The sequence below is a fragment of the Blastopirellula marina DSM 3645 genome (assembly GCF_000153105.1).
Taxonomy (GTDB): domain Bacteria; phylum Planctomycetota; class Planctomycetia; order Pirellulales; family Pirellulaceae; genus Blastopirellula; species Blastopirellula marina.
The window spans coordinates 2,189,987-2,209,057 of record NZ_CH672376.1; the positions used below are offsets into that span (position 1 = coordinate 2,189,987).

Genomic DNA, 19,071 nt, shown 5'->3' on the forward strand with positions numbered 1-19,071 from the left:
GTTGAAGGTCAATTGATGATTCCCCGCCCCCTTTGGATCTGCTGCGTGGCCGAAATAGTCGGCACCTTCCTGCTGATTTTTTTCGGCTTAGGCGCCGTGCAAACGGCCGTGTTGCATGGGGACTTGGCCGGACTTTGGCAGGTCGGGATCGTCTGGGGCGTTGCGATCATGCTGGCCATTTATACGATCGGGCCGATCAGCGGCGCTCATATCAACCCGGCGATCACGATCGGACTGTCGACATGGGGACTGTTTCCGGCGCGGCGCGTCGCCCCCTATGTCGGATCACAGCTCGTCGGCGCGATTGCGGCGGCGGCGTTGTTGTTTGCGATCAATGCGTCTTATTTCGGTGCGACGGAAGCCGAGCGAGGGATCGTGCGGGGAGAACCGGCCAGCATCGTGACGGCGATGTGTTTTGGCGAGTACTATCCCAACCCCGGCAAACTGGGCGGCGCCGCGGTGACGGACGCCGACTTGGCGGTTTGGGAGGCCGGTTTTAGTCAGCCGATGGCCTGGTTGGCCGAAGCCGTGGGGACCGCGATCTTGGCGATGGTCGTGTTGGCGACGACCGAAAAAGAAAACCTGGGCGGGCCCAAGAATCTGGCGCCGGTCTTTATTGGTTTATGCGTCGCGGTGCTGATTTGCGTGATCGCGCCGCTTACCCAGGCCTGTTTTAATCCGGCTCGCGATTTTGGGCCGCGGCTGTTCGCCTATTTCGCCGGTTGGGGAAGCGCGGCGATTCCGGGGCCCAACGGAATCGGCATGGTTACCGTTTACATCGTTGCGCCGATTGTCGGCTCGATCGTGGGTTGCGGTCTGTATCAAAAATTGGTGCGACCGTACGTGATCGAACCGACGCCGACGGCGGACTAGTTTCCCAATCCATCATTCGACCATTATTTTCTCGGAGCACTCGCATGTCGACTTCCGCCAATGAAACCGGCTTGATTCGTTTTGTCATGATCGGCGGATTTTTGGGCGCCGGCAAAACGACCACGATCGGCCGTTTGGCTCAGCACTATCGCGATCAGGGTTTGAACGTCGGGATCGTCACCAACGATCAGGCGACCGATCTGGTCGACACGCAGATGCTGCGCTCGCAAGGTTTTCGGGTGGGAGAAGTCGCCGGCGCATGCTTCTGTTGCAACTTCAACGAATTGACCGGCACGGTGGAAAAGCTGGCCGCCGAAGATCGTCCCGACATCGTCATCGCCGAGCCGGTCGGCAGCTGCACTGATCTGGTCGCGACCGTCGTACAGCCGCTGGTTCGCATGTTTGACGCTCAGTTTGACGTCGCTCCTTACGGCGTGATTTTGAAACCGTCGCACGGGCTCCGTATTTTGCAGGGAGAAGATAGCGGCGGCTTCTCTCCCAAAGCGGCCTACATCTTCAAAAAGCAGTTGGAAGAAGCCGATTTTGTGATCATCAATCGAATCGACGAACTCGACGCCGAAAAAGTCGATCTACTCGCCAGCTTGATTACGGAAGCGTTTCCCGGAACGCCGATCCTGCGGACATCGGCCAAGACCGGCGCCGGCTTTGACGCGTTGGTGGAGTTGATCGATCAACGCGGCGAGTTTGGCAAAAAGATCCTCGATATTGACTACGACGTCTATGCCGAAGGAGAAGCCGAACTGGGCTGGCTCAACAGCAGTTTGAAGGCGACCGCTTCGGAGGCGTTTGACCTGGACGCTTTTCTGATGGCGATCATGAACGCGATGCAAAAGACATTGGCGAACTCGCATGCGGAAACAGCCCACCTAAAGACGATTGGCCTGTGGGAAGGTTTTTACGGAGTCGCTAATTTGGTCAGCAGCGATACCGCGCCGATCCTCTCTTTGCCCTCGAACTGCCAGGCCAAAGAAGCCGACGTGGTGGTCAATGCGCGGGTCGGAATCTCGCCGGAAGAACTGCGCCAGCAAGTCGACGATGCGATTGACGCGGCGGCGAAGAAGTTTGGCGTGCGGATTGAACGACAGCAAACGCAATACTTTCGGCCAGGGCGTCCGGTTCCGACGCACCGGTTTTCGGCGCCGAAGTAGAAGTAAAGCGGAGAGCGGTGGCTTGGTTAGGGCGCTAGGTCGCGAATGACTCGGCAGGGATTTCCGGCGGCTAAGACGCCGGGCGGGATGGTTTTGGTGACGACGCTGCCGGCGCCGATTACCGTTTTCGAGCCGATGTTGACGCCTGGGCAGATGATCGCTCCACCGCCGATCCAGACATCGGAACCAATCGTAATCGGCTTCCCAAATTCTTGTGTTCGTCGCAGTTGGGCGTTCAGCGGATGCGTCGCCGTATAGAGGTGGACCCCGGGGCCCAGAAATGTGAAGTCGCCGATCCGTACCTCGCAAACATCAAGCACGATGCAGTTGAAATTGAAATAGACGCGCTCGCCGAGATAGATATTGGTTCCATAGTCGCAAAAGAACGGCGGCTGAATCCAGGCCGAATCGCCTCCGTCGCCGAGCAACTGCTGCAAAATCTCGCGACGTTCCGCTGACTGACGTTGGCGCGTCGCGTTGAAGTCGTAACAAAGATCTTCCGCTCTGGCTCGCGCGGCGGTCAGCTGTGGGGCAAGTGCGTCATACAACTCGCCGGCCAACATTTTTTCTCGTTCGGTGGGCACAGCGTCTTCTCCCTTGCAATCTACTGGATTGATTGGTGCGGCCCGACCATCGATTGATGGTTCACGCGCCGCAGGCCTTCCAGGGGGCGATCGAGATCGGCGATCAGCATCATGATAACCACAAAGCGGAGCACCATGTCCAGAGTGGCAATCGGACGACTCGCGCCCACTACCGAGTCGATGGAGGCTCTGTTCTGCGGCGGCCAACACGACCGCCTATGGGATGAAGTAAGGGCCCACCGCGGCAGATAGCCCCGCGGAGACGCTTGCATTCACTAGAAACCAGCTTCCCCAACCCTGCAATAGGAATGGGCCAAGTCAGATAGGTCGGATTGTGCAGTAGGTGCACTCGTGCTGTCGCAGGCCATTTCGTTACACGGTGCAAACCGCCGGTTGGTGGGAATTGGCGTAACGCTGCGAAATTCGGACAAACTCGTGACTGCAGCGCTGGAATGCGGCGACGATAAGCGGGTCGAAATGCTCGCCGGCTTCGGCGATGATCATCGCTTCCGCTTCGTCATGAGGAATCGCATCTTTGTAGACGCGGCGCGTCGTCAATGCGTCATAGACGTCAGCAATCGCCACGATGCGGGCCGCCAGCGGAATCTGCTGACCCATGAGTGCGTAAGGATAGCCGAATCCGTTCCATTTTTCGTGGTGTCCGATCGCGATGTCGCGAGCAACCTGCAAGAAGCGAGCATGCGGAAACTGACAGAGCGCGGCGTCCAGCGTTTCGGCGCCGATGATCGTGTGTCGTTTCATGACCTCGAATTCTTCTTCGGTCAGCTTGCCTGGCTTTAGCAACACCGAGTCGGGAATGCCGACCTTGCCGATATCATGCAGCGGGCTGGTTTGAAAAACCAGGCGAATAAACTCGGCGTCAATTTCTTCCGGAAAAGCGGACGACGCGGCTAACTCTTCCGCCAAGCGTCGTGCGTAAAGTCGCACGCGCTCGAGATGTTGGCCGGTGTCGGTATCGCGCGATTCGGCGAGTCGAGCCAGCGCGAAGATGACCAGGTCGCGCGTTTCGAGCGCCAGCACGCGCCGGCCGGCCTGAATCCGCGCGAGTAACTCAGGCGGATTGAACGGTTTGACGATAAAGTCATCGGCGCCGGCCGCCATGCCTTCGACGATCTCATCGCGCGCGCCATGACTGGTCAACAGGATGACATAGATGTAGTGATCGGACTGCCGGCGACGAACTTCGCGACAAAACTCGAGACCATTTACGATCGGCATCTCCCAGTCGGTGACGACCAGGTTGATGTTTTGCGACTCCAGCACGCGCAACGCTTCGGCTCCGTTAGCGGCGGACCAGACGCGAAAGTTGTGTGCTTCGAGCGCATATCGCAAGAGGTCGAGCGAGATGTCATCGTCGTCGACAATCAGAATGTCCACAGCAGGTTCAGTAGGCGTCATATTCAACGTTCTCCGATTTCCGTCCCGGCAAGGAGGCGATCGATTGCCGATTCACATGTTTCCAAGCGTGCGACGACGCTCGAAAAGAGATCTGCAAGTTCTTCAGTTTGGCTGGCTTTGGCCGCTTGTTCTAACAGATCGGCCGCCGCAGCGACTTGTTTGGCCGAAATGTTGGCGGCCATACCTTTAAGCGAATGCGCCAACTGGGCGACCGCGTCGGCTCGACCCGCAGCGACTTCTTCCGCTAAAGCGGCGGCGTCTTTTGTCGATCGATCGCGAAACTTATTCAAAATCAGGCGAGCCAAATCGTCATTGTCGCCGCAACGCGCCAGCAGATCGTCCACGTCGATCGAGCTTTCGATTTCGGTGGGATCGATGACGAATTCTTCCAGGTGATCGGTTTCTTCTTCCAAGCTCAACAGATCCATTTCAGCGACGCTTGAGTCCTTGCGAGAAAGACAGTCGACGATCGTGTCGATCAGTTCGCTTCGATTGACCGGCTTCATCACGTAGCCGTTCATGCCGGCGGCCAGGCAGCGTTCTTTGTCGCCGAGAACCGCTTGAGCGGTCAGCGCCACGATGGGCAAATTCGCTAACTCGGGATGTCCATTTTCGGCGAGATTGCGAATCATGCGCGTCGCGGCGAAGCCATCCATTTCCGGCATTTCGCAGTCCATCAGCACCAGGTCGAACTGTCCGCTTTGAATCTTTTCGACCGCTTGACGCCCATTTTCGGCGAGCGAAACCTGGAACCCTTCCGACTGCAGGATTTCTTTTGCGACGATACGATTGATTTCGTTATCGTCGACAACCAGGATAGCGCCTTCCAGTGGAGCTCGCTCACGGACCGGCTGTTGGTTTTCGACTTTCTCCACTTTTTGCTTCGGAGAACGCTCGCCGGTTAACGCGACCAGCGCATCAAGCAGGCGAGTTTGCCGAACCGGTTTCGGCAAGCAAACCATCTCCAGCTTTTTCAATTCGGCGTGCGGAATCGTGTGTTCGTACGAGGTGAGCATTAACAATCGGGTTTCGTGCAGCATTTGATGGTCGTTGATCAAATGCGCCAGACGGAGGCCGTCGAGCTCAGGCATCAAGTGATCCAGGATCGCCAATTGATAAGGGACATTCCGTTTGGCGGCGTCTTCCAACAGCGCCAACGCGCGACGGCCATTGCCGGCGGTAGAAACTTCGACTCCCCACGATTGCAATTGTTCTTTGATGACCTGCAGATTCATGTGGTTGTCGTCGACCGCCAACACGCGCAATCCCTGGATGTTGGGAATGAGGTTGCAAGTCGATCGTTCGATCGCTTGCAACGGCAGCGTGAACCAGAAAGTCGAGCCTTTGCCGACTTCGCTCTCGACGCCGATTTCACCTCCCATCAATTCCACCAACTGCTTGCAGATCGCCAAACCCAACCCGGTGCCGCCGTAACTGCGCGTCGTCGACGCGTCAACTTGCGAGAAGGCTTTAAACAATCGCTGCATTTTGGAGCGGGGAACGCCGATGCCGGTGTCTTCGACCGAAAAGCGGATGCGAGCGATCGCGTCGTGGGACGACGCGACAGAGCGTTCGCGCTCGACACGCAAATAGACTCCTCCGGTCTCGGTGAACTTCACCGCATTGGCGAACAAGTTCACCAATACCTGACGGATGCGTTCGCAGTCGCCGATCGCCGCCTGGGGAACATCGGTCGCGACGCTGCTGTTCAGTTCCAGCCCGGTCATGCGGCACTGCGGTGCGAACATTTCCGGGACCGACTCGATCAGGTCGGTCAGCACGAACTCGGTCTGCTCCAGTTCAATACCGCCGGCTTCGATCTTCGAGAGATCCAGAATGTCATTGATCAGATGCAGCAGCGAACTAGCCGACGACTTGGCGAGTTCGACAAATCGGCCTTGCTGATCATCCAATTTGGTCGTATGCAGCAGATCAAGAAAGCCGATCACGCCGTTCAGCGGCGTGCGGATTTCATGACTCATGCTGGCCAGGAACGTGCTTTTCGCTTCGTTAGCCGCTTCGGCCGCTTTGATTTCATCCGTCAGTTGCAGCGCTTTGCGATGCTCCGTGATGTCTTCTACCGTTCCTTCGTAGTACAGCACGTCTCCGTTTTGATTTCGTCGCGCCGACGCGTTCTCCGAGATCCACGCGAATGTTCCGTCGCCGCGACGAATCTCTGACTCGAAGTTGAAGACGACGCCGTTCTGATGGATTTCGTCCACAAATTCATCACGCCGATCCCGATTGACGTAAACGTCCGTCGCGACGTTTTTAATATCATCGCGTAACGAAGCGAGATCGGGGTAACCCAGCATCCGGGCAAGCGCCGGGTTGGCGGTCACAAAGAACCCTTCCGGCGTCGTTTGATAGATCCCTTCAACGGCGTTTTCAAAGATCTCGCGAAAGCGTCGTTCGGCTTCGCTGCGCTGCTTCATCTCGCAGTTCACTTTGGCCAACACGCGATTGTATTCGGCGGCGATCTGACCGACTTCGGTGTGCGGTTCGACATGCACGTCGTCGGAGAAGTCCCCCAAATTGCGTTGTCGCTGCATGTCGGTCAGCAGGTCGATCAGTTCGGTGCTGGCCCCATGTTCCGAGATGTTCAGTCCCCGCAGCTCATGATCCCGAGGAACGCGGAACGGCATCACCAAATTGGCGAGCGAGATGAATGCATAGCCGCCGCCAAACGCCCAGACGAAGCAAGTTCCGACGCCCAGTAGTTGCACGCCCAGCTGTTGCCAACGAGTCACCCCTTCGCCGAAGTGAACCGGGTCGGCCAACAGCGCCAAAGCGACCGTGCCAAAGCAGCCGGCACAAGCATGCGCAGGAACGGCGCCGATGACATCGTCAATTTTCATTTTTGGCAGCAAGTAGGTGACGCCGCTGCAGATCAGACCCGAACCGGCTCCGACCAGCGCCGCCGCCCAAGGCGCCAAGATATGGCAAGACGCGGTCACGCCCACCAAGCCGGCGATGGCGCCGTTCATCACTTGCCCGACATCGGGGCGCTTGTGGACCCACTTGGACAGGACCAGGCAAGTCAACGCGCCCATCGCGCCAGCGAGATTTGTATTCACCAGAATTTTAGGAACGTCACTGTTCATGCTGAGCGTGCTGCCGCCGTTGAAGCCAAACCAGCCAAACCACAGCACCAGCGCGCCAAACGTCGCCAGCGTCAAGTTGTGTCCGGAGATCGGGCGGTCTTCGCCGCCGTCAAAGCGACCAATTCGCGGACCAATCACCACCACCGCCGCCAAAGCGACCCAGCCGCCGACCGAGTGAACGACCGTCGAACCGGCGAAGTCAATGAAGCCCAGTTGAGCAAGCCAACCGGTCGGCGTGCCTTCGATCGCACCCCCCCAGGCCCAATGCCCAAACAGCGGATAAATGATGGCCGAGACAAATAGACTGATCAGCAGGTAGCCCTGGAAACGGATACGTTCGGCCACGGCGCCTGAGATAATCGTGGTGGCCGTGCCGCAAAAGACCAACTGAAAGAAGAGGAAGGCCATGAGCCAAGGAGACGCGGAATCCTCTAAAAGAAAGTTGGTCGTACCGAATAACCCGTGATAACTGGCGCCAAACATTAGCGCGAATCCAAACGCCCAGAAGATGACGCTTGAAACGCAGAAGTCGATCAGATTCTTGAGCGCCACATTGAAGCTGTTTTTGGCCCGGGCCATGCCGCTTTCCAGCAAGCAAAAACCTCCTTGCATCAACATGACCAAAGCGGCGCAAATCAGCATCCAGGCGATATCAAGAGATGGATCAGCAGCGGACATAGCGAAGTCTCGCGAGTAACAATTGTTGGGTGGGCAAAATCGAGAAACGCTTTCCGCCAAGAAGCGCGTTCCGATCGAAAGGGGCAGGTTAATTTTTGGGAGTGAATCCACAACCGTGAGAACTTGCAGGGCATCCCATAAGGGTGATCCTGAGCTCCCAAAGATTAGGTTACGAATAGCAAATCAAATGCTCTTTTTCAGGTAACAGCAGCCCACTAGGCGATTTAGCGCCTTTTGCGCATCGATATTGGTCAGCGCCAGCGGCGCAATTGATACAGGTCGTCTGTAATGCCCGCAAAGCCTGCAGGAACGCGCAACAAAAAAGCTCGGTCTGAAAAGACCGAGCTGAGAAATGCGAAAGAATCCGACGGCGTGACAATCTAGTCGAGCACGTTCGGTTTGGGGGCCGGCGTCGCCGGTTTGGGCGGCGGTTTCGGCGCATTGGGATCGACCACCGGTTCGGGGCCGAATTTCACTTTACCACCGACCGAAGTCGTATATTTCCAATCGGGCGCCTGCGGTTCCCAGCCGGACAGATAGTTGGCCTTGTCCGAGACGCGGCGCACGGCGACATAGGCTTCAAAGCTGTCGGGCATGACAAAGAAGCGGAAGTAGTACTTTTCCGGATTGGTCATCAGCAACAGTTTTTGGAAGCGAGAACGGGGGTTCTCGATCTCGGCGATCGAAAAACCTTCGCTCTCCCGCGGGGTGAGTCGCAAGCGGGGGTATCGGCCCGAGACGTACATTTCGGCTTTAAAGTAATCGTCTTGCAAGACGCGCTGGTTGAAGTCCTCGACAAACTCTTCGCCGTCGACTCCTTTCGCGGGATCTTTCACGTATTTCTTCAGTCCGCGGGAAAGCTGATATTCCGAGCGCTTTTTGGCGTCTTCACGCAACTCGGTCGGATTGAGCGGATAGATCTTATTGTTTACGCATAGAAAGACCGCCTCTTTGATTCCCTCGGGGGCCGGCCGTGGATCGGGCAAATTAACAACCTTGGGAGGAAGTTGAGCTCGCGGTTTCGAGTCGTCCAATCTCGCTTCCAAGCTGGCCAGCTTCTCTAGGCTCGAGTTCAAATCGGTCGACAGTTTCTCGCGGATCTTTTTGTTCTCGCCGGCTTTCATCTGTGCTTCTTCTTGCACTTTTTGGGCGATCAGCGCTTTCTTCAACTCCCCTTCTTTGCCAACGAGCGTCGCTTCTTTGGCGACCGATTCCGACTGCAGACGCTTGAGCAATTCTTCCAGTTTCGACTCGTCTGGATTGAGCTCGTCAATCGAGGTCTCGACCTTCAGTTTTTCCTTATGAGCCTCTTCCAGTCTTTTGATCATCGCTTCGAGCGCCGCGGGATCGACCGCCGAAGTTTCGGCGATTCGTTCGACCGCTTTTTGCACGCCGAGCTGGACGACGACCAACACGATCAGCAAAATGCCGACCACGTTAAACATCGTGTCAAGCAACGAGTCAAGTCCGCCGTCTTCGTCGTTGTCTGGTTTGCGTCTGGCCATTATTCCGGGGTCTTCTTTTTGAAGTAACTCAAGTCGATCCGTCCGTCGCCGATTACCGGCAGCTTACCATTTTTGACCCCTTTGGCTCGCGCAAAATTTCGTGCGGACCAATAGGTGGACAAGCCGTCGTCTCGAATGAGAAAGACGAGCGAACCTTTGGGGTTGGCTTTGACTTCCGCGAGGGCTTTGGCGAAATCGGGATTGGTGTTCAGTTCATTCGTACGCACCGGCGTCGTTTTCGCGCCGTCATGAATCACGATTCGCGACTCGTCGCATTCAATAAAGGTTGGATCAAATCCAACGCCGGAGCCGCCGGGCAAAATCGACACTTCCGATTCTTTGGGGGGCAGCTTGCGATCGGCGATCTCTTTTTCCATCTGGGCGATTTTCTCGCGCTTCGATTTCAGCTCGGACTCCATCTCTTTGATCGATTCCGCTTCGCCGGCGAGATCGACTTTTGGGCCATCGAGCGAAATTTGCGAGAGCTTGCTTTGCGCCTCATCGAATTTCGCTAACAATTCAGCGAGCCGTTTCTTGGCGTCCGCCAATTTCTTTTGTTCGGCCGATTGCTCGGATTTGAGCTGGGCCTCTTTCTTTTTCAACTCGGCGTTGAGTTTGGCCAAAGCAGCGTCCGTTTCGGCAAGTTCGGCCTTCTTTTCTTCGTACTTGATCGCCTGGTCGACGGTATCGTTGTCGAGCGCCTGGACCGCGACCGCAGCGATGATCATCGTTAACGTGCCGATCACGCAGGCCAGCACGCTAAGAAACGGAAAGAGCGATACGTCATCGCCCCCGTCTTGACTGCGTTTGGCCATTTATCGTTTCCCATTGCGACGTGATTTCGCTTTGCCGCCGCCCATGCCAAACCAGCCGCCGCCGTGGGACGGCGCTTCGACCTGCTGAACAACGACCGTTTCGTTGCCAAGTTTGGACAACACTTCATTCAGGCCGGTCAATCCACGTTCGACGCCAGAGAAGTAGTCTTCCAGTCGTTCCGTCGAAGCAGCGACATTGGCGTTCATCTGGTTCGACGACTGAGCCGCGACGTTGGCCACCATGCCCAATGTGCTTTGCAACTGCGCTGCGATCTCTTGCATCTGCGTCAGTTGATCCTGCATTTCGGCGCGTTGTTCTTCCTGCCGGGTCTGCATTTCGCCGGTTTTCGCCTGCATCTGGTCGAGCACCTGAGCGGTAATCTCTTTTTGACCTTCCAGCAGCTTGGCTTGGATATCAGTCCAGCCTTCGGTCGTTTGCTTCGTGATCGTATGCCCGACCAGCTCGAGCTTCTGAATCCAGACCTCCAGCTCCGACTGCTGCGCGGCCATCGCTTCTTCCACCGCGCGGCGGAAGATCTTGGTGTCGAGCGGTCCAGTCGGCTCGTTGCCCCCTTCGCGACCATCGTTCAAGCGGCGGAGCAGGTTTTCGTTGCAGTATTCGTCGACCCAGTTGAGCACCCCTTCTTCACTCTTTTGCAGTGAAGACATGGGGAACTTAATGATCATGCTCATGACCAGCGCGACCAGCGTCGTATTAAACGCGGTGCCGAGGCCAGAGAACATGGACGTCAAAGAGGTCATCAACTGCGACGGATCATTACCGCCCAGGGCGCCTGCGAGCGACGCGACCGCCAAGCTGATACCAAGCACCGTGCCGATAAAACCCATCGTCGGAATCGCCCAGATCAGCACTTTGATCGCGGTGTAGCTTGACGCGACGTTGTTCGAGTCAATTTCGGACTGCGACGCCATCATCGTCACCGTTTCGGCGGCGTTGCGGCGAACGCGGAAATGCTGCAAGCCGCGCAAAACGCGGTTGATCAAAAAGCTCTCGCCATGTTCGCCCGGCAGTTGGCGAATATTGTCGACAAAGCGATCAAGCGTATCGAAGCGTATTTCGGGCGAAATATCGGTCGGCAGCACGTCCATCAACAGATAGTCGCGTTGACGTTTGATCTTGCGATTTTTCTTCCAGAGAATCGCCATCGCCCAAAAGAACATGAACGTGGAGAGGAACTGGATCATCACCCCCTGAAAACCGCCGGCCAAAAACAGGTCGCCGATGTAGGTTCCCTTCGAAGGCCAAAGGAGGAGCAGGAAGGTCACCGCCGCGAAAAATCCGAAGATGCCAGAACCGACCAGTCCAACGTCGCTCGGATCGGTGAACTCACCATCCGAAGAGGAGGCTGAGGACGCTGCGGCGGCCGCTTGTCGCGGCGGAGGCGTCGCGGCGCCTTTTTTGCCCCCGGCTTTGGCGGCTGTTTTGGTCGATAGCGGGTCGGTTTGCAGATTGCCGAGATCGAGTCCGCCTAGCGGGTTGCCTCCAGCGCCGCCGCCGTCATCGAAGCTCGGAAAGCCAGAAGATTCCAACGGCGGAAGATCCATATCGATCTCCGTCGTATTCGGGATACGGACGCTGGCCTTACAGTAAGGGCAGTTCCGTTTTTGACCGGCAAGTTCCTGGCGTACTTTAAGCGACTGGCCGCATTGCGGGCATTTAAATTTGAAATACATAAATCTTCAGGAGGGAGCGAATGCTGCGGAGCGATCCGCGGGGGGAAGAAAAGAGGGCTACACCCTCATGATATGCACTAGTTTTCTAGTTTATGCAACCAAACTGCCAATAACCGGGTGTCAGGATAAAAAAGAAAAAAGCTAGGGCAACTCTGGCCTAATACCCTTTATTCTGATTTTGAACCTCTTTTTATTCCCAGCTGTCATGGTTTGCCCCTGAAATTTACGTATCTAGAAGCGCTTTTGCGTTGGGGTCGACGCACATCCTGTTTGTTGCAAATTCTAGCGCCAACCGAGAAAATAGAGAACGCGTCGGACCCCTTAAGGAATTTTCATGAGTGATATTCGTGTCGTCTGCCCCTGCTGCGGCGTTTCGCTGCGCGCCAAACCTCAATTGGCGGGACAAACGATTCGTTGTCCGAAATGCGTAAGTCTGGTCCCAATTAAAGGTTCCGAGGAGGATGATTTCGCCCAGCCGGTCGAAGCAGCTTACGACGCGGTCCCCCTGGAAGAAGACAATGTGGGGCGCATCTGTCCGAAATGCTCCCATTCGTTGCGCCCCAGCGCTAAATTATGCCAACAGTGCGGTTGGCATCTCGAGCTCGAAACCTACTTTGAGGATTTGAAGGCCGAGAATCTGATCGTGCGGGAAGAGCCGAAGACGAAGTGGGAAGCCTGGTTCGCCGACCAACTGCACGAATCGACTCGCCCCCGCGATGTCTTAAACTATTCGGCGATCGGCGGAGTCGTTCTCACGATCATTTTTCTCGCGGTCGCCCACTTTCGGATGGGCGCTTGGGCACTGCTGACCTTACCGCTGCTCGTCGCTGTTTGGATCGGTTGGTATCGCATCATGCAGTTGGTCGGACTGCTGCACGATCCAACGCGGAAACGACAATTGGCGAAAGAACAAGCGGAACGTGAAACTGCAGCGGCTGCGGTCACCCCGGTCAAATCCAGTGCCGGCGTTCGAAGCGGCGCTCCGGTCAGCGGCGCTCCGGTCAAAAGCAACGCGGCGAGTTCGACTGGCCCCTTAAATTTCGATCTTCCCGACGCCGAGTTGCCAAGCGAGTCAAAGTCTCCACCCAAGCCCAGGCCGACAACGACCACGCCGCAGCGAAAAGTCGTCCGTCCTGGTTCGACCAGCGCGCCAACGGCAGCCTCAAGTGGGAAATCATCCCCTGCGGCGCGTCCGGCGAAAAGCGAACCGATGCCGCAGCAGGATCGCAAGCCGGCGTCCCCTGCTCCGCCGGCAGCTAAGCCTGTCGTCGAAAAGCCGCAAAAGCCGAAAGCAGCCGACGACGATTGGCTGAGCGATCTTCTGTAGTCACTGCTAGCTGCCTAGGTTGTCGGCAAAGGGGGGCGAGAACTTGAGCGATTTCGCCAAGTTCGTGCTGATCGACCTTGTGAGTCCATCACTCGACTCCTATACTCCGCCCGAATTATGGACCCAATTGGCTCGCGTTTGCGTGACGCTGACGATCGTTTTCGCGCCGACAAGGATGACGGCTATGATGCGTACTTGGATGACAATGCTAACCCTGCTGCTGATTTGCGTCGGCTCGACCTTCGCCCAAGAAGCGGGAAGAGTTAGCTCGCAGTCGACCGCTCGGCCGATTCCCACGGTCAAACCGCCGTCCCCGCTCAGCGAAAGCGACAAAGCGGCCGCTGCTCCTTTGCCGGCCGTCATCGCCGAAACGCCAGGCGCCGTCGCCAACTCGGCGTGGCGCAACCCTAACGAAGCGATCAAAACCGCATCGGCTTACTCGTCTGATTCGACGGCGGCGCCGATGTCGTCCGCACCGCGCAGCGAAGCGCTCCCCCCGTCTGGTTCGCTCTTGAAAGTGAAGAGCGGGCTCAACGAGCTGCCACACGATCAAGGCCAAGTTTGGCGCGACTACGATATTACTCCCTACACCTTACGAGTAACTTCGACGTCGAAGCCCGAGCAAGCGATCATCGATTGGATCTTGCGAGAAACCGGCACTGACGTTTGGTTCAGCGAACCGCTGGGTATGCTGCACGCCGACAAAAACACGCTGCGAGTCTATCACACTCCAGAGATGCAGCAGATTGTCCGGGACGTTGTCGAAGACTTTGTCGAAAGTCAGGCCGAAGTCAAAACGCTTGGACTGCGTCTGGTCACCGTGAAAAGCCCCAATTGGCGCCGTCTGGCCTATCGCATGATGCAGCCGGTCTCGGTCAAAACGCCGGGGATCGAAGCTTGGTTGTTGAGCAAAGAAAATGCGGCTATTTTGCTCGACAGCTTGCGAAAACGGAGCGACTACAAAGAACACCAAGCGGCGAATTTGCTCATCCATAACGGACAGTCGAGCGCCGTCTCGATGCTCAAGCCGCAAACCTTTATGCGGTCAGTACGGGCAACCGCCGCCTGGCCGGGGTATGAACTGCAAAGCGATCAGATCGAAGCCGGTTTCTCGCTGGAAGTGAGCCCTCTGCTGGCTCCTGACGACAAGACGATCGATGCGGTCCTCAAATGTAGCGTCGATCAGATCGAAAAATTTGTGAACGTCGATATCGACGTGCCGACCGCTACCGGCGGAACGCAAACGATCCAAGTGCAGATCCCCCAAATGGTTAGTTGGCGATTGCACGAGCGGTTTCGCTGGCCCTCGGATCAGGTGCTTCTGATTAGCTGCGGAGTGGTGGCTCAGCCTGATATGGGGGTCTCCACGGCGGCCTCGTTCCCCCTGTCTCTTTCGCTGCCGAGCGGCCCGGCCCGAGCTGATGGACTGATGTTTGTCGAATATTTGGGGCCGGCGAAATCGAAACCGGGACAACCGGCGATTACGCCGGACGCGGCTGCGATCGATAATCGTGGGCGATACTAACCCGATTGCGACGGCGAAGACGCTTGAGCTAATCGCGATGGGCTCCGTGTCCCGTCGACACGCTGGAGAAGCGTGTTTAAAATACAGAACTCTAAGTAATTACACGGTTTGCATCCTGCATCAATCCGGTTGCTGGGGGGACTTTCCCGCCAGCATCCGCATCGTTTAGAAGTTGAGATATGGCGGAAGTCGGACAGCGCCGCGTCGTCGTCACCGGATACGGTTGCATCACCCCCTTTGGTAACACGACCGAAGCGGCTTGGGATGGACTATCTTCTTCTCGAAACGCCGTTGCGCGGTTGAAGAGCTTGCCAGACGACGCGCTGCCAACTCCCTACGGCGCCGAAGCGCTCGCGTTTACCGGTGCGATCGAAGAGTTTGGACCGCTCGACAAAGCGCAGCAACGCTCGATTCGCAAAAACATCAAAGTGATGTGCCGTGAAATTCAGATGGGAGTCGCCGCAGCGCAACTCGCGATCCATCACGCCGAGCTCGCGAGCGGCACGTACGACCCAGAGCGGACCGGCGTCGTTTACGGTTCTGACTACATGATGACGCTGCCTGAGGAATATGCCGCAGGCGTCAAAAAGTGTGAACGCGAACTGAATGATCGCAACTTTGATACTTGGGCCGGGCTGGGAATGCCCGAGATCAATCCGCTGTGGTTGCTCAAGTATTTGCCCAACATGCCGGCCAGTCATATCGCGATTTTCAACGATATGCGGGGGCCGAATAACTCGTTGACGTTGCGTGAATCGTCCTCCAACGCCGCCATCGGCGAGTCGTATATGACGATTGGTCGCGGCCATGCAGACGTGATCATCACCGGAGCGACCGGCACGCGAGTGCACGAGATGCGTTCGGTTCATACGACTTTGCAAGAGACGGTCGCAACCGGTGAATTTGCCGGACTCTGCCGCCCTTTTGACAAAAACCGCAACGGCATGGTGCTGGGCGAAGGCTCAGGAGCGTTGGTATTGGAGACGCTGGAGCACGCCGAAGCTCGCGGCGCCAAGCCGTTGGCCGAAATTCTGGGGCAAGGGATGTCGACCGTGATCGCCAAAAATGGGGAATCCAATCGATGTCAGGCTTTGGCCAATGCGATGCGAGCCGCGCTGCACGACGCCCAACTGTCTCCTGCGGATATCGGCCATATTCATGCGCATGGGCTAGCGACCGTTGATAGCGACCAGCAGGAAGCGGCGGCGATTGTGGAGGTCTTCGGCGATGCGGCGAAACAGCCTCCGGTAGTCGCGGCGAAAAGTAGCTTTGGCAATCTAGGCGCCGCTGGCGGAGTTGTTGAACTAATCGCCAGTTTGGTCGCGATTCGTGAAAAACAGCTCTTTCCTGTTTTGAACTACGAGACGCCCGATCCTGCTTGTCCGGTCAATTTGGTTCGTCAGTCGATGCCCGCCCCCCAAGGACCGGTTCTGAATCTCAGTGTGACGCCGCAAGGACAAGCGGCGGTCATCATCGCCGGCGTCTAGAAAGCGTTGGTTCTTTCGTTGTTGCAATCGTTGGCGTAGGCGACTGCTGCGCACGATTTTGTCGTGCGACGGCGAAGAGAGCGTTAGCGCAATTCTGCCAAGATCAAGCTGGATCTTTCGCTGTCGCCCGGCAGAGGGCGTGTAGAATTGAGCGGATAGGAAATGTTGAGTTGTCAGAGTCAGTTTGACGTATTTCGTGAAATCTGGTCTGGTATCGCATAATTCGGAATGGATACGGTTTTTATTCAGAATGGAAGATATGTTGGGTTTAAGGTCGTTGCGAGCAGCCTGCGGATTTTTGCTGCTTTTGCTTGCGCCGATCATGGCGCAGGCCGACGAAATTGCGATTTCGCCTGCGATCTTGGAAGCGACCGAAGCGCTGCGTCAGAGCGGAGCGAGCGTCAACTATTACGAAAATGCGGAAGGGCAAATGCTCTTCAACGTGAACTTTGTGGATGCCGCCGCGACCGAAGAGAATCTGCGTCACCTGGTCAAGCTCCCCCATGTCGAGCGCCTCTGGCTCGGCCGTTCGTTCAAGCTGAATGAACGGTCGTGGGAAGCGATCATGCAGTTGCGAGAGTTGGAGTATCTTTATCTCCATTCGCAGCCGACCGATGACGACATGCGCCAGATCGCGCAATTGACCAATTTGCGGACCTTGCTGATCGACGGGCGCAATCTGAGCAACATTGGATTGTGGTATCTCGAGGAACTTCGCTTTCTCGAAAACCTGACGATCCAAAGCGCCAGCTTCGATGGCGACTGCTTTCATTATCTCGCGAACGTTCGCAGCCTGACCAATCTGACGCTGCAATCGGACAAATTAAAATCAAGTGACCTGGCCGGCTTGGGCGAATTGCCGCAGCTCGAACTTTTGTTTTTGAGCGTGCAAAGCGTCGATGGCGCCGGTTTCGCCGAGATAGGAAAGCTAACCCATCTGCGAAGTCTCAATCTGCGGAATGTCCGCACGACGGCGGAGCAAATGAAACCGCTCGCCCAACTGCAAGAGTTGCAGTTTCTGACGATGAACGACAGCAGCATCAAAGGGGGGCTAGGGCCGATCGGCGATCTCCGCGACTTGCATCGACTAGAACTGGCCAATTCGACGATCCGCGACGAGGATCTCGATTCATTACAGCAACTACCGCTGTTGGCGAACCTCAATCTCGCGCATACGAAAATCACCGACGCCGGGCTGGTGAAGCTCGGTCAAATGAAGCGGCTCAACACGCTGAACGTCCGCAATACGACAGTGACAAAAGAGGGGTTACAGGCGTTGCAGGGGAAATGGCCACAGTTGATTATTAGCGCATCGATCAATTTTATCGAGCCGCAAGTGTCGCCTGAGGCAAAGTTGAAGTCGCCAAATTTGAAAGAGTAGCGATAATTGGTGGAGAAGAGGCGCTGGGGCATTCCATGAAAATGGCGGCGTCCTTTTGAGCAGGAGGTTCAATATGGTTTCGCATCGTTGTTGTACGGCAGCACTACTGTTACCACTGCTTCTGTATTCTGTCGTCGCGGCACAGCCTGCGCCGGCTCCCTTGGAGTTAATTCCGCAGATCGCCAGCGATCAGGCGCGCGAAACCGAAGCGATCGTCGCCGAGTTGGAACGGTCCGGATGTACCTTTGGGTATGCCGATTCGCTTCGTTCTGAACTCTTTCATTGGCACGAATACGCCTGTGTCCGCGTCGAAGGGGACAAGATCAAGCCAGAGCAGTGGAAACTGCTGCTGCAGCTTCCCGATGTAAAGCTGCTGTCGCTGCACCAGACCAAGTTTGCCGAAGAAGTGGGAGACGTTCTCGGTCAGTTGCACCAACTGACCGAATTGCAGTTGCACGAAAGCTTTGATGACAAGGGAATTCGCGTCGTCACGACGCTCAGCCCTTTGAAAGCGTTGCTGATCGCCAAAACGAAGGCCTCTTCCGATAGTTTTTTTGGACTGGAAGAGCTTCGTAAGCTGGAGCAGGTCGAGTTTACCGATTTGGTGATCAATCAAGCGGTGATCGGCGGCCTCCGCGGCTTGCCCAATCTGAATCAATTCAACATTCGCAACAGCGAACTGGCGTTGCCTTGGGCGCTCGACGAACGTTCTTTTCCGCAATTGAAAACGTTGTTGATTGACGGCGGAAAAGCGGACGCGGCCCTGATCGGCGAGGTCTGTTCGATCCCCACGCTCCAGCAACTACAGCTCAGCTGTCCCGTGGGCCAATTCACGATCAACGATTTCCGGCGTCTTGCCGACTTGCCGAATTTGGTCGATCTCTCTTTGGTCAGGTCATCGCTCCCTGACGAGTCTTGCCCGCTCGCGACGCAACAGTTGAAGATTCAAAAGCTAAACGTCGGGCAGACCGGCATTGGAAATCAATTCCTCTCCACCATCGGCGACTTCCCCAATCTGCGTGAGTTGGATCTGACCGGCTCCAAAATCACCGACGGCGGGCTGGCTTACTTGTCCGAATTGTCGCAGCTCGAATCGCTGACCCTGAGCGAAACCAACATCAGCTCGGCTGCGGCCAAACATTTCTCGCAGTTGCAATCGCTCCGTGAACTCCATTTGCACAACACGAAACTCGACGGTCAGGCGATGGTCGATATCGCCAAGCTGAAGAATCTGGAGTGGATCGATTTGAGCAAGTCGAACGTCCAGGGAGAGCAACTGCTAGAGCTTCGAAAGTTGCCAAAGCTGCGCGGCGTCGTTCTGATGAACACGCCGATCGGCGCCGCCGACTTGCCCTATCTGAAGCAGCTTTATCACATCGACGAGATCTATGTCGAAGAGACTAATCTGACCAACGAAGAGCAGATCAAACTGCACGAGGCGCTCGCCAAAGCGCGCAACTACCGCCCCAGCGCCTAATCGGCGTAGAGTCCGCTATACGGCCCAAGAAG

At 56.4% G+C, this 19,071-nt stretch carries 13 protein-coding genes; 7 read left to right on the plus strand and 6 right to left on the minus strand.

Translation table 11 applies throughout. The features are described 5' to 3' along the window. Window positions 1–45 precede the first annotated feature (45 nt). Window positions 46–873 (plus strand): MIP/aquaporin family protein, encoded by an 828-nt coding sequence (locus DSM3645_RS10845; RefSeq protein WP_002652199.1) that lies wholly within the window; start codon window positions 46–48, stop codon window positions 871–873. A 44-nt stretch (window positions 874–917) separates the two neighbouring features. Next, entirely contained in the window at window positions 918–2,042 is a 1,125-nt protein-coding gene (locus tag DSM3645_RS10850) for a GTP-binding protein (protein ID WP_002652200.1), read from the plus strand. 26 nt (window positions 2,043–2,068) lie between these two features. Here the strand turns inward: DSM3645_RS10850 and DSM3645_RS10855 are convergent, their stop codons facing one another. The 6 genes from DSM3645_RS10855 to DSM3645_RS10880 form a co-directional block, all read right to left on the minus strand. Then, a complete protein-coding gene (locus DSM3645_RS10855) occupies window positions 2,069–2,626 on the minus strand; it encodes a sugar O-acetyltransferase (protein WP_002652201.1) in 558 nt (185 codons plus the stop codon). 372 nt (window positions 2,627–2,998) lie between these two features. Then, window positions 2,999–4,045, minus strand: a complete 1,047-nt coding sequence (locus DSM3645_RS10860; protein ID WP_237564797.1) for a response regulator — start codon at window positions 4,043–4,045, stop codon at window positions 2,999–3,001. A gap of 2 nt (window positions 4,046–4,047) precedes the next feature. Next, window positions 4,048–7,827, minus strand: a complete 3,780-nt coding sequence (gene amt / locus DSM3645_RS28100) for an ammonium transporter (protein ID WP_002652204.1) — start codon at window positions 7,825–7,827, stop codon at window positions 4,048–4,050. Between the two features lie 380 nt (window positions 7,828–8,207). Beyond that, window positions 8,208–9,332, minus strand: a complete 1,125-nt coding sequence (locus DSM3645_RS10870; protein ID WP_002652205.1) for a hypothetical protein — start codon at window positions 9,330–9,332, stop codon at window positions 8,208–8,210. Further along, on the minus strand, window positions 9,332–10,147 hold the full coding sequence (locus DSM3645_RS10875; protein ID WP_002652206.1) for a hypothetical protein: 816 nt from the start codon (window positions 10,145–10,147) through the stop codon (window positions 9,332–9,334). The genes DSM3645_RS10870 and DSM3645_RS10875 overlap by 1 nt, the downstream gene beginning before the upstream one ends. Beyond that, on the minus strand, window positions 10,148–11,713 hold the full coding sequence (locus DSM3645_RS10880) for a MotA/TolQ/ExbB proton channel family protein (protein ID WP_050769349.1): 1,566 nt from the start codon (window positions 11,711–11,713) through the stop codon (window positions 10,148–10,150). A 463-nt stretch (window positions 11,714–12,176) separates the two neighbouring features. Here DSM3645_RS10880 and DSM3645_RS10885 point away from each other — a divergent pair, with 463 nt between their 5' ends. From DSM3645_RS10885 to DSM3645_RS10905, 5 genes are all read left to right on the plus strand, one after another. Further along, the gene (locus tag DSM3645_RS10885) at window positions 12,177–13,169 is read left to right on the plus strand and encodes a zinc ribbon domain-containing protein (protein ID WP_040351773.1); all 993 of its coding nucleotides are present in this window, start codon (window positions 12,177–12,179) and stop codon (window positions 13,167–13,169) included. 184 nt (window positions 13,170–13,353) lie between these two features. Further along, window positions 13,354–14,694: a hypothetical protein gene (locus tag DSM3645_RS10890; protein ID WP_131282437.1), complete on the plus strand. Its 1,341-nt coding sequence runs from the start codon at window positions 13,354–13,356 to the stop codon at window positions 14,692–14,694. Window positions 14,695–14,873: 179 nt separating this feature from the next. Then, a complete protein-coding gene (locus tag DSM3645_RS10895; RefSeq protein WP_002652210.1) occupies window positions 14,874–16,181 on the plus strand; it encodes a beta-ketoacyl-[acyl-carrier-protein] synthase family protein in 1,308 nt (435 codons plus the stop codon). 298 nt (window positions 16,182–16,479) lie between these two features. Further along, window positions 16,480–17,562, plus strand: a complete 1,083-nt coding sequence (locus DSM3645_RS10900; protein WP_131282440.1) for a hypothetical protein — start codon at window positions 16,480–16,482, stop codon at window positions 17,560–17,562. A gap of 73 nt (window positions 17,563–17,635) precedes the next feature. Continuing rightward, the gene (locus DSM3645_RS10905; RefSeq protein ID WP_040351774.1) at window positions 17,636–19,039 is read left to right on the plus strand and encodes a leucine-rich repeat domain-containing protein; all 1,404 of its coding nucleotides are present in this window, start codon (window positions 17,636–17,638) and stop codon (window positions 19,037–19,039) included. Window positions 19,040–19,071: the final 32 nt, after the last annotated feature.

Coding starts and splice junctions, on each gene's coding strand:
- DSM3645_RS10885 (WP_040351773.1), top strand. CDS start 12,177: ATGAGTGATATTCGTGTCGTCTGCCCCTGCTGCGGCGTTTCGCTGCGC.
- DSM3645_RS10895 (WP_002652210.1), top strand. CDS start 14,874: ATGGCGGAAGTCGGACAGCGCCGCGTCGTCGTCACCGGATACGGTTGC.
- amt (WP_002652204.1), bottom strand. CDS start 7,827: ATGTCCGCTGCTGATCCATCTCTTGATATCGCCTGGATGCTGATTTGC.
- DSM3645_RS10890 (WP_131282437.1), top strand. CDS start 13,354: ATGATGCGTACTTGGATGACAATGCTAACCCTGCTGCTGATTTGCGTC.
- DSM3645_RS10875 (WP_002652206.1), bottom strand. CDS start 10,147: ATGGCCAAACGCAGTCAAGACGGGGGCGATGACGTATCGCTCTTTCCG.
- DSM3645_RS10870 (WP_002652205.1), bottom strand. CDS start 9,332: ATGGCCAGACGCAAACCAGACAACGACGAAGACGGCGGACTTGACTCG.
- DSM3645_RS10850 (WP_002652200.1), top strand. CDS start 918: ATGTCGACTTCCGCCAATGAAACCGGCTTGATTCGTTTTGTCATGATC.
- DSM3645_RS10880 (WP_050769349.1), bottom strand. CDS start 11,713: ATGGATCTTCCGCCGTTGGAATCTTCTGGCTTTCCGAGCTTCGATGAC.
- DSM3645_RS10905 (WP_040351774.1), top strand. CDS start 17,636: ATGGTTTCGCATCGTTGTTGTACGGCAGCACTACTGTTACCACTGCTT.
- DSM3645_RS10860 (WP_237564797.1), bottom strand. CDS start 4,045: ATGACGCCTACTGAACCTGCTGTGGACATTCTGATTGTCGACGACGAT.